Origin of the sequence: Streptomyces calidiresistens, assembly GCF_014141525.1 — a bacterium.
GTDB classification, from domain to species: Bacteria; Actinomycetota; Actinomycetes; order Streptomycetales; family Streptomycetaceae; genus Streptomyces; species Streptomyces calidiresistens.
Genome location: NZ_VKHS01000125.1, coordinates 1 through 9,555 on the forward strand (window position 1 = coordinate 1; position 9,555 = coordinate 9,555).

Genomic DNA, 9,555 nt, shown 5'->3' on the forward strand with positions numbered 1-9,555 from the left:
GGCTTTCTCACCGGCCTCACGGGTCTGCTGCTCTTCGTGCCGCTCTCCGGCCACGCGCCGGCGGTCACCGCCGCGTACGGGACCTCGCTCATGGCGATGTCGGTGGTGACGGTGCTCGGGGCCGGCGGGCAGCAGCGTCAGTCCCGGGAAGTGCCCCGCCATGTACCGGTCCCGGGGATCGACGGTCTTGTGGACCAGGAACCGGAGGACCGGCTCCTCGGCCAGCACCTCGATCCGGTCCACCGAGCACAACGGCGTCGCGAAGGTGTGACCGTCGGGGGAGGCACCGGCGGCGTCCGGCGACGCGGTCCGCGCGGACCCCGGGGAGCGCGAAGGAGGGGAGGAGGGGGCCCCGCTCACACGAACCACACCTGGTCGTATCGCGGCCAGCGCACCGCCAGCTCGGCCGGGGCGAGGCAGGTGGTCCCCGCGACGAGTCGCTCCGGGGCGAACCCGAGCGCCCTCACGGCGTCCCGGTCCACGAGGACCTCGAAGCCCTCGGCGACCAGATCGCGCACCGAGCCCCGGTAATCCGGCAGCGTGTCGAGCACCATCGTGCCCAGTCGCACCGAGGGCCGGTAGGTGTCCTCCTCGACGGCCAGGGTCACCGCCGCGCCGCGCAGCGCGACATCCATCCGCTCGAACTGACCGTGCAGGTCGAGCAGCCCGTACAGGGCGTGGAAGAACTGGGCCTCGACCGCGCCGCGGTAGGCACGGTCGAGGACGCACAGCACGCTCGGACCGGTTCCGGTGCGGGCGGTGGTGGTCATCAGGCCCCTCCGAGGTAGAGAGTCTGCCGGGCTCCGACGACGGTCGTGGCCAGCCTGAGCGGGGACCGGTGCCGAACCTGCGGGATGTGGTGGGTGGCGCCCCGCTCCTCGGTGCACGCGGTGCACGCGATCCACCCGAAGCGGCCCCGGCCGTCGGCGATCATTCGCCGGACGATCGCCGAGGGCGAGGGGTAGTGCCCCCCGGGGTCGCGGGTGTTCGGCGGCTTGGTGTCCCCGAAGGTGTCCTGCGTCATCATCGTGGCGTAGCCGCAGGCCCACACGCGCACCGAGCCCCCCTTGTCCAGCACCGCCTGCGAGAGCCGCAGAGCCGAGGTCACCACGTCGCCGGAGTGCGGGGCCGCGGTGAGGATCAACAGCAGGTCCCACACACGACGTTCCATCCCACCGGCCATCAGTGCCACACCCCCCGGCAGCCCTCCTCGGTCAGCGCCGCGGCGGCGACGTCCATGCCGGCGAGCCTCGCGTGCGGCGACAGATCCGGGCCGCCGAGCGCGCGCTGCGCCGCCGAGAAGTCGTCCACGAGAATCTCGGCCCCGGCCGCGGCCAACCGCTCGATCCCGGGGGTGCCGGTGCCCACGGCGCTGAACACGCCGTCCTCGACGAGGAAGACCCGGACCCGGTGACCGGCCTCGGCGAGCGCCGCGCCGTCCAGGAGGAAGGCGCCCGCGTCGGGTCCCGCCCAGTTCCCCTTGCTCTCGATCAGGAAATAGGACGCGGTCCCCCCGGGACGGGCCGTCCCCGCGTTCATCACCCGCCCAGCTTCCGGTTCAGCAGATCCCGCACATCGGGGAACCTGCGCACCGTGCCGAGCTCCTCCTCCGGAATCCTGATCCGGTACCGCTGCTCGAGCGTGACCGCGAGTTCCAGCGCCACCACCGAGTCGACTCCCAGCTCCTCGATGAGGAGTACCTCATCGGTCAGCTCCGACGGCTCGACGTCCAGCGTGTCCGCCACCAGCTCCCGAAGTTCCGCCACGTCCAGTGTGGTTTCGACACTCACCGGAATTCCCTTTCCTCGGGCTGTTCGCGCGGTTTCCCGTCAATTTCCGCTTCCGTTTTCCGGAGCACACGGAACCGCGTCGATCCTCACCGATGCTATGGCAGCGGATCGAGGAAAGGAGACACCCGCCGGGTTACTGCAGGTACTTGCAAGGGCCGCGGAACCCGGCCTTCCCGAATGCATCCTGATCGCTGTCGGCAATGGTTTCGCGTTACCCGGAGGAGCGAGGTGCACCGGTGACGGTCGTGGTCACGGGACTGGGCGCGGTGAGCTGTTTCGGCAGTGGGACCGCCGCGCTGTGGGAGGGCCTGCTCCGAGCGGAACGGCGACCGGTCCCCGCGCCGGAAACCTGCGGCCTGCCGACCCGGCCGCCCCTGTACGCGGCCCCCGATCCGGTCCTCCCCTCCCCGGCGCCCGGCACACCCGGCGGCGAACCGGTCGGGCGGACCGGCGCGCTGCTGGCGACCGCCGTGACGGAGGCCGTGGGGGACGCCGGCCTGACCGCCGGGGAACTGCTCGACGCCGGGCTGACCGTCGGCACGTCACTCGGCGACATCGACCTGGCGGAGACCCCCGGGGCCACCGACCGGTACCCCGCCACCCACCGGGTCACCGCCGGGCTCGCCGGCCGGTTCGGCATCGGCGGCCCCGGCCACACCCTCTCCACCGCCTGTTCCGCGGGCGCCTACGCGGTCGGCTGGGGGGCCGAGTTGATCGGGACCGGTCAGGCCGACATCGTCGTCGCCTGCGGCGGGGACGCCTTCTCCCGGGTCGCGATCGGCACGTTGCAGAGGTTCGGGCTGGTGGACCCGGAGTGCTGCCGCCCCTTCGACGTCGATCGCGCCGGCATGGTCACCGGTGAGGGCGCCGCCGCCGTGGTGCTGGAGTCCGCCGGGTCCGCCCGGCGCCGGGGCGCCCGACCGCGTGCCGCGCTCGCCGGGCACGGCTGGAGTTGCGACGCCCACCACCCGATGGCCCCCGAGCCGTCCGGCGAGCAGCTGAGCCGCTCGGTCGCCCGGGCGCTGGAGGGCACCGGGGAGGTTCCGGGCGCCGTCGTCCTGCACCGCGCCGGCGTGGCGGGCAACGACGCGGTGGAGGCCGAGGCCGTCGGCCGGGCGGTGGCGGCCGTCGGCGGCACCGCCGCCGACGTGGCCGGGTACGCGCCGAAGGCCGTGATGGGCCACACGGCGGGTGCCGCCGGGGTGTTCGGCTGCGTGATCGCCACCCTGATCCTGCTCCACGGCGTGGTTCCCCCCAACGCGCACGTCACCACCCCCGACCCCGGGTGCCCCCTCGGGATCCCGCTGGGAGGGCCCGCCCCGCTCACCCGGCCCTCGGTGCTGGTCAGCGGGACCGGTTTCGGGGGCAACAACGCCGCGCTCGCCTGGAGGGCCGTCGGATGACCACGGTGATCACCGGAACGGGCGCCGTCGTGGAGGAGCCCCGCCCCGCCGGGGAGGACGGCCCCGGGGCCGCCGGATGGTTCGACCCCGCCGCCCACCTCGGCAGGCGGGGTTGGAAGTACTTCGGCCCGCCCACCCGGTACCTGCTGGCGGCGGGCAACACGGCTCTCGGCAGGCGTCACGACGAGCCGCCGCTCACCGGGGGCCCGGCCGAGCGCCTCGGCGTGGTCACCGGTACCCAGTACGCCATCGCCGACGTGCACCGACGGATGGACGACACCCTCACCACCACGGGTGTCGGGGGGATCGGTCCCGCCGAGGTGCCCGCCTTCTCCATGAACACGCCCGGCAGTCAGCTGGCCATCAGCACCGGTGCCCGCGCCTTCTCGGTCACGCTCACCAATCCGGTCACCGGCGGCCTGGAGGCGGTGCAGTTCGCGGTGTCCGCGCTGCGCGCGGGGCGGGCCGACCGGGTGGTGGTCGCGGCGACCGACCGGGCGCCGACCGGGGAGGACGGACGCGAGGAGCGCGAGGAGTACGACGCGGCGGCCGCTCTCGTGCTGCGGGGGCACCCCGCCCCGGGCTCCTCCCGGCCCGCCGGGGCCCTCACCGGGATCACCGGCGGGGTGTCCCGATTCGTCCCCCGGCGGGCCGACGGCGCCCGGGACCCGGCGGCCCTCGCCGCGGCGGGCCGCCGGATCGCCGCCCTGGTCGCCGGGGCGGGGGACGTACCGCTGGTGGTCAGCGGCCCGGCCGCCGCCGCGGGGTTCGGCCACGCGGTCCTGGAGGCCGTCACCGCCTCCCTCCGGGAGGCCGGCGGTTCGGTGCGGGACCCCGCCGGAGCGGTGCGCGAGGCGCGGCACTGCGCGGTGTCGGGGTTGTTGGAACTGATCGCGCTCGCCCGGACGGAAGCGACCGGCGTGGTGGTGTCGGTCTCGGGGAGCGGACACCTCACGGCGGTGGCTCTCGGCGATCCCACCCGTTCGTGATTCCCCGAACGGTGAGCGGGGCCGGTCCCCGGCCGGGAAGGACCCCGTGACGTCCCGCCTCCCGTTCCCGGCCCGGAACCGTCCCGAAGAGTTCGGCGGGTATTCGCAGATATAAGCGGGTAACTTTGACTGCTCCACCGGAGCCCGGATATCGTGCCGACATGACAGCCACGGCAGAGCGGCCGACCGATCGACTGACGAAGATGCGCAGAATATCCGGTTACGGAGCCGCTATAGCGGTGACGCCGTATCTGCTGATAAAAATTGTGTGGAGTTTCGGCCTCTTCATTCCGACCGAAGAAATGGGCGGCGCCGACTGGCGTGCGATCAACGCGGCCACGGCGATCCTGGCCGCCGTCGGCATCCTGCTGGCGCTGGCTTTCTCCAGGCCCTGGGGCGAACGGCTGCCCGCGTGGCTGGTGGCCCTGCCCGTGTGGGTGGGGACCGGCCTGCTCGTCCCCATGCTGCTGCTCGCGCCGGTCCTCGGCCCGGCCGCGATGAGTCGGGATCAGGAGGCGGGGGCCCCCGACTTCTGGATCTACGAGCAGATCCTCGTGATGATCTCGCTGGTGGGGGTGGGTGTCGGTCTCCCGCTCGCCCTGGCGGGGTACGCCAGGGCGAGGTGGCCGGAGGCCCTGGGCGGTCCGACCGACTGCGGGGAGCCCCGGGGCGGCACCGGGGCGCTGCAGAGGCCCCTGGCCGGGATCGTCGCGGTCGGCTGCGTACTGCTCGGCTGCGTCAAGGTGTTCTGGGCGGCGGGCGGCACCCTCGGTCTCGACCCCGCCATGCTGGACAACCGCGATGTGTGGTGGCGCCTGCTGTCGTTGAGCACCGGCGTGTGGGCCCTCGCGGGGGCGTGGGGCATCCTGGTGCTGACCACCCGGCGCGGGACGCGGAGGTTCCTTCCCCCCATGGCGGCGGCCTGGATCTCCTCGGGGATGCTGTTCTCCTACAGCGTCTACAACCTGCTCACCCTCACCGACATGCAGCAGCCCGCCCCGGAGTACCCGTTGGCGGGCGCGTTGGCCCGGGAGGCCGGAGGCGTTCTGGGCGTGATGATGGGGCTGACCCTCCTGCTGGTCCTGTACGACCGCAGGCGCGTCCTGCGCGGCGGCTCCGGGGAGTGATGCCCGCCCCCGGGGCACCCGGGGGCGGGACACCGCACGAGCGCCGGGAGCCGGTGGTCGGTGCGGCTAACGGACGGCGCGGGGGACGGGAAGGACGCACCACTCCGGCAGCCCGGACCACACCTCCGGCGTGTAGAAGTGCCCGCCGGGCAACTCGACGGCCTCGAACGCCCCGTCCGCCAAGGATCTCCAGTGCTCCTCGACCCGGTCGAAGGGTTCGCAGTCCTCGGCGCCGTAGAGCACGCGCAGCGGCACCGAGACCCTGGAGCCCTCGACGAACCGGTAGGACTCCGAGACCGCGAGGTCCGCCCGGAGCAGTTCCACCGCGAGTTTGACGAGCTCCGGCTCGTTGGCGACCATCGCCGTCATCTGCCCGAACTCCCGCATCCACCGGACCAGGGCGTCGTCGCTGTCGTCCGAGCGCGGCACGTGGCCGCCCGACTCCCGGCGCTTGTGCGGTGCCACGCCCCCGGAGACGACGAGGGCCGAGGGCGGGGTGACACCGAGGCGTTCCAGCCGGGTGGTGGTCTCGAAGGCCATCCACGACCCCATGCTGTGGCCGAACAGGATGTAGGGGCGGTCGGCGAGGCCGCGGATGGCCCGCACCACGTCGTCGCGCAGGGTGATCCAGTCGCGGGCGAACGGCGTGGCGAACCGCGCCTCCCGGCCGGGATAGCAGATCAACGCCAGCTCCACGTTGTCCGGCAGGGTCCCTGCCCACCGCCGGAACGGCGCGGTACCACCGCCGCAGTAGCTCAGGCACACCAGCACCCGATCGGCGTCCGGCCGGGGCCGGGGTCGGTGCACCGCCGCGGCGGTGAATTCCGTGCGCATGATCCTCCTTTCCGCCGCGACGGTCCTACCGGGTGCCCTCCATCTGACGCACGAGGCCGAGCGGCCGCATGTCGGTCCAGTTCTCGTTGACGTAGTCCAGGCAGGCCCGGCGGTCGTCCTCCCCGTGCACCACCCTCCAGCCGGCGGGGATCTCGGCGAAGGCGGGCCACAGCGAGTGCTGGTTCTCCTCGTTGACGAGGACGTAGTACCGGGCGTCGTTGTCCTCGAAGGGGTTGGTGCTCATCGTCTTGCCTCCAGGTGTGTTCGGTGGTCACCCGGGGCCGCCCCACCGGCGGTTCCGGTGGGAGCTCGGTGCGGCCCGGGAGAAGTTCCTCGTGCGGGATTCCCCGCCGGCGACGCCGGTGCCGCGCCGGCCGGACTCCGCCCGTCGCGGGGTCCGGCACGGCGCCTCGCCACGGCGCCGCATCGTCCGGATCATCCGAATCGCCGAAGCGGGCACCCGCCGCGGGGGCCGTCCGGCGCCCTGCGACGCTCCGGGGCGCAGGCCGCTCGCGGAGGGGCGGAGCCCGGCCGGCGCGGCACTAGGCGGTGCGCCTTCGCACCAGCGGCAGGGTGGTCCCCCCGGCCGCACCCTCGTCCGGGAGTTCGCCGGACCGGTCGCCCTGCGGCTCCCGGATGCTGTCCATCAACATCAGCACCGCACGCACCGAGGGCAGGATCATCCGCCCGTCACCGGTCAGCCGCGCGCCGCTGGGGTGCCTGGTGAACAGCTTGAAACCGAGAGACCGTTCCAAGCATTTGATCTGATAGGTGATCGCCGGTTGGGAGTAACCCAGTTGACGCGCCGCGGCATCCATGCGTCCGGTTTCCGCGATCGAAACAAAGGCTCTGAACTCCCGCTCGTGCATCATGCCCTCACATGTGGTCCGTACCGCGGCAGAACTGGATCGCAAAACTTCGTATCGGGAACCCTACAAACGCCGGAGACGCTTTCCCCCGACACTTCAGGAAGTTGCACCGCCGGCCCGCGGGCCCCGCCGGGCGGTGCGGGAGGTCGAGGGGAGCGAACCGCTTCCCCCGGTGCCGCGCGACCGCCGCCCGCCCCCGCACACCGCCCGGAGTCCGGTTCGGTGGTGGGGCGACGCCGATGGGGCCGCACCGGGGATCGTCGCCCGACGTCCCGGTGGGAGCTGATCGTCCGGCCGCCGGATCCGGAGGCCGACGCCCTCACGCCCGGACCGGGGAGTCGAAGACCTCCCGGTGGGTCCCGGCGGATGGGCCGCGGGGCGTGAACCGGCCCCCGGGAAGGGGCGGGAGCGCCCGACCGTTCCCGGGGCCCCGCGTCCGCGGCACCCGGGCCACGGCGATTCCGCGCCGGCGGGACCGGACCCGCGGGCGGGCGGCCCGGGGTCAGATGAGCCCGACCTGCCGCGCCCGGGCCCCGGCCTGGAAACGGCTGCGGGCATCCAACGCGCTCATGGCACAGGCGATGTCGTTGCGGACCGTGCGAACGCTGCATCCGAGGCGACGGGCGATCGCGTCGTCCGTGAGCCCCTCGGCCAGCAGGCGCAGAACCGTTTCCGAGCGCGGACGACGCGGTCCCGTGCTGACCGCTCGACCGGCCGGGGACCTCAGGCCGACGCCCCGCTGCCACAGCTGGTCGGCGAGGGCGTTCAGGCGTTCCAGGCCGCCCCCACCGCGCACGACCCGGGCGACCGTGCGGTCCTCACTGATCTGGACCGCCAACTCCCCGTCCACCACGATCGCCCGTACCGGCAGGGAACCGACGTGGCGCAACTGGGCGCCCTGATCGGCCATCCACCGGGCGTGTTCGGCACCGGCCGGGTGGGACAGCGCCGAGGAGGTCCACAGGGAGCGCACCGTGGCCCCGCGCCGCAGGGACATGTCGATGATCGGTTTGGACAGTTCGAAACAGCTGCCGTCGACATCGCCGGGGCCGTCCGGGGAACCGCCGGGCACCAGGAAGATGACATCCCGCTCCGCCCTGGCGATGAGACGCTCCACCAGTGTGGCCGTCTCGTCGCGGCTGTGACCGCTGTCGGGCCGGGAGACCCGGTCGGTGGTGTACTCGTGCAGTTTCACGAATCGTTCGATGGCCGCCGCCCTGGGCTGCGCCATCTGTGGAGCGTGCATACGCCGGGACAGCAGCGCGGGCAGCGCCACGCAGGGCTCGACCGCTCGGTAGGCGCCGGGCACGTCGCCGGAGGCGACGACCAGGCCCTCTTCCCGCAACCCGTCGATGAGACAGATGACCTCGCTTTCCCGCCGGTCGAGTTCTCGACCCAGCTCCTCCGGAGTCCATCTCAGTCCGAGCAAAAGTTTGACGTAGAGGGTTTCGGACTTCTTGTCAAGACCTATTCCCGTCCCAGTCTCCATCGCGACATCCACTCCTGCCGGGCCCCGTCTTATGGGCGGGGTGTCAACCAGTGTGGCCGGTGCCAACGTAAGGCCGACGCGGCAGGTGGGAAGCCGGCGAAGCCCCCCGTGACAACTAGGTGCCATGGGTGGACCACGCTTCCTCAAGAAAAGCTCAGAAGACCGAGGGGGCCGTCACGTTGTCTCCACTTCGGAAGAGTGGACCGAAATCGCTGCGCCCTCGCGGCACACGGCGGCGAGCCCGCCCCCGGGGGCCCGGCGACCGGTCGGGGGCCGGTCGGGGGCCGACGCCGTGGTCGATCGGGGACGGGCACCGCGCCCGTCGCCCCCTCAGTCGTGACTCCTCGCACCCCCCTCGTCGGCCGCCACCATCCGGGTGATCGACTCGATACAGGTCGAGAGCATGAGGGACCAGCGCTCGCACTCCGCTCCGGGCTCCGGCAGCGCCGGCACATCTTGCGCAAGAAGTTGCGCAATCGCGTGTTCCACTTCTTCTCCGGTCATCGCACTTCCCTCACAAGGTGCATGTGTAATCCTTCACCGGCACCCGGTGGCGGATTCCCCATCCGTGGATGGCGAAAAATGGTGCGGTGACGGTCGGGCAGAGACATCGGGGACGGTCACATCGATACCCCACCCCACTCCGTTCCCGATCGTTCGGCCGGCACATGGCATCACCATGTCAGTTTTGCTTCGCACCCGACAATGAACGTGGCAACTTGGCGTCACCGCACGGCGGTTGGGGCTCCCGTGAGACCCTCCGGGGGAGGGAATCCCGCAACACGTTCTCCTTATCTTCACCCGGAAGGATGAACCTCGTTCCCGGCGGTGGGCGGGGCCCCCCGAATACCGTGTCGGAGGCGGGGAGGCCCCCGTTCGCACCGCCGGGCGAGGGTCCCGGGGCAGGGGGAGCCGCTCCGACCGGCCATCCGGAGTCGCCCCGGGGCCCCCGCCCCGGGAACGGGGCACCGATGTCGTCCCGGCGGCCCGGGAGCTCTTCGGGCACGGGGAACACCGGGCCCGGGAGCCCGCGGGCCCGGTCCCCCGCCCGGTC

Annotated in this window: 13 protein-coding genes; 3 read left to right on the forward strand and 10 right to left on the reverse strand. The window is 72.7% G+C overall.

All coding sequences use genetic code 11. The features are described from left to right. From FOE67_RS08055 to FOE67_RS08075, 5 genes are all read right to left on the reverse strand, one after another. Window positions 1-360: hypothetical protein (locus FOE67_RS08055; RefSeq protein WP_228473674.1), on the reverse strand; the 360-nt coding region annotated here is incomplete at its 3' end. Beyond that, complete coding sequence (locus tag FOE67_RS08060) at window positions 357-770, reverse strand: hypothetical protein (protein WP_182661949.1); 414 nt, start codon at window positions 768-770, stop codon at window positions 357-359. The genes FOE67_RS08060 and FOE67_RS08055, both read right to left, overlap by 4 nt. Beyond that, window positions 770-1,171 carry a hypothetical protein gene (locus tag FOE67_RS08065; RefSeq protein WP_182661951.1) on the reverse strand — a complete coding sequence of 134 codons (402 nt, stop codon included), beginning with the start codon at window positions 1,169-1,171 and terminating at the stop codon, window positions 770-772. The genes FOE67_RS08060 and FOE67_RS08065 overlap by 1 nt, the downstream gene beginning before the upstream one ends. A gap of 11 nt (window positions 1,172-1,182) precedes the next feature. Next, window positions 1,183-1,539 carry an EAL domain-containing protein gene (locus FOE67_RS08070; protein ID WP_182661953.1) on the reverse strand — a complete coding sequence of 119 codons (357 nt, stop codon included), beginning with the start codon at window positions 1,537-1,539 and terminating at the stop codon, window positions 1,183-1,185. Then, window positions 1,539-1,790, reverse strand: a complete 252-nt coding sequence (locus FOE67_RS08075; RefSeq protein WP_182661955.1) for an acyl carrier protein — start codon at window positions 1,788-1,790, stop codon at window positions 1,539-1,541. The genes FOE67_RS08070 and FOE67_RS08075 overlap by 1 nt, the downstream gene beginning before the upstream one ends. A 236-nt stretch (window positions 1,791-2,026) precedes the next feature. On the opposite strand from FOE67_RS08075, the gene FOE67_RS08080 reads away from it, so the two are divergent. From FOE67_RS08080 to FOE67_RS08090, 3 genes are all read left to right on the forward strand, one after another. Next, complete coding sequence (locus FOE67_RS08080; RefSeq protein ID WP_182661957.1) at window positions 2,027-3,193, forward strand: beta-ketoacyl synthase N-terminal-like domain-containing protein; 1,167 nt, start codon at window positions 2,027-2,029, stop codon at window positions 3,191-3,193. Next, window positions 3,190-4,182, forward strand: coding sequence for a beta-ketoacyl synthase N-terminal-like domain-containing protein (locus FOE67_RS08085; RefSeq protein WP_182661960.1), 993 nt, complete (start codon window positions 3,190-3,192; stop codon window positions 4,180-4,182). Before FOE67_RS08080 ends, FOE67_RS08085 begins: the two co-directional genes overlap by 4 nt. Before the next feature lie 161 nt (window positions 4,183-4,343). Continuing rightward, window positions 4,344-5,309 (forward strand): hypothetical protein, encoded by a 966-nt coding sequence (locus FOE67_RS08090; RefSeq protein WP_182661962.1) that lies wholly within the window; start codon window positions 4,344-4,346, stop codon window positions 5,307-5,309. Between the two features lie 66 nt (window positions 5,310-5,375). Here FOE67_RS08090 and FOE67_RS08095 read toward each other — a convergent pair whose 3' ends face one another. The 5 genes from FOE67_RS08095 to FOE67_RS08115 all read right to left on the reverse strand — a co-directional run bounded on the left by FOE67_RS08095 (window position 5,376) and on the right by FOE67_RS08115 (window position 9,005). Next, window positions 5,376-6,143 carry a thioesterase II family protein gene (locus tag FOE67_RS08095; RefSeq protein WP_182661964.1) on the reverse strand — a complete coding sequence of 256 codons (768 nt, stop codon included), beginning with the start codon at window positions 6,141-6,143 and terminating at the stop codon, window positions 5,376-5,378. Window positions 6,144-6,168: 25 nt separating this feature from the next. Beyond that, window positions 6,169-6,387 carry an MbtH family protein gene (locus FOE67_RS08100; RefSeq protein ID WP_182606039.1) on the reverse strand — a complete coding sequence of 73 codons (219 nt, stop codon included), beginning with the start codon at window positions 6,385-6,387 and terminating at the stop codon, window positions 6,169-6,171. Between the two features lie 298 nt (window positions 6,388-6,685). After that, window positions 6,686-7,012, reverse strand: a complete 327-nt coding sequence (locus FOE67_RS08105) for a LysR family transcriptional regulator (RefSeq protein ID WP_182661968.1) — start codon at window positions 7,010-7,012, stop codon at window positions 6,686-6,688. A gap of 502 nt (window positions 7,013-7,514) precedes the next feature. Further along, complete coding sequence (locus tag FOE67_RS08110; protein ID WP_182606038.1) at window positions 7,515-8,501, reverse strand: helix-turn-helix transcriptional regulator; 987 nt, start codon at window positions 8,499-8,501, stop codon at window positions 7,515-7,517. A gap of 330 nt (window positions 8,502-8,831) precedes the next feature. Then, window positions 8,832-9,005: a hypothetical protein gene (locus FOE67_RS08115; RefSeq protein ID WP_182661966.1), complete on the reverse strand. Its 174-nt coding sequence runs from the start codon at window positions 9,003-9,005 to the stop codon at window positions 8,832-8,834. Window positions 9,006-9,555 lie beyond the last annotated feature (550 nt).

Bases quoted from the DNA above. Each gene is read 5' to 3' on its own strand.
- FOE67_RS08060 (WP_182661949.1), bottom strand. From the start codon at position 770: ATGACCACCACCGCCCGCACCGGAACCGGTCCGAGCGTGCTGTGCGTC.
- FOE67_RS08065 (WP_182661951.1), bottom strand. From the start codon at position 1,171: ATGGAACGTCGTGTGTGGGACCTGCTGTTGATCCTCACCGCGGCCCCG.
- FOE67_RS08070 (WP_182661953.1), bottom strand. From the start codon at position 1,539: ATGAACGCGGGGACGGCCCGTCCCGGGGGGACCGCGTCCTATTTCCTG.
- FOE67_RS08085 (WP_182661960.1), top strand. From the start codon at position 3,190: ATGACCACGGTGATCACCGGAACGGGCGCCGTCGTGGAGGAGCCCCGC.
- FOE67_RS08090 (WP_182661962.1), top strand. From the start codon at position 4,344: ATGACAGCCACGGCAGAGCGGCCGACCGATCGACTGACGAAGATGCGC.
- FOE67_RS08095 (WP_182661964.1), bottom strand. From the start codon at position 6,143: ATGCGCACGGAATTCACCGCCGCGGCGGTGCACCGACCCCGGCCCCGG.
- FOE67_RS08100 (WP_182606039.1), bottom strand. From the start codon at position 6,387: ATGAGCACCAACCCCTTCGAGGACAACGACGCCCGGTACTACGTCCTC.
- FOE67_RS08105 (WP_182661968.1), bottom strand. From the start codon at position 7,012: ATGCACGAGCGGGAGTTCAGAGCCTTTGTTTCGATCGCGGAAACCGGA.
- FOE67_RS08110 (WP_182606038.1), bottom strand. From the start codon at position 8,501: ATGGAGACTGGGACGGGAATAGGTCTTGACAAGAAGTCCGAAACCCTC.
- FOE67_RS08115 (WP_182661966.1), bottom strand. From the start codon at position 9,005: ATGACCGGAGAAGAAGTGGAACACGCGATTGCGCAACTTCTTGCGCAA.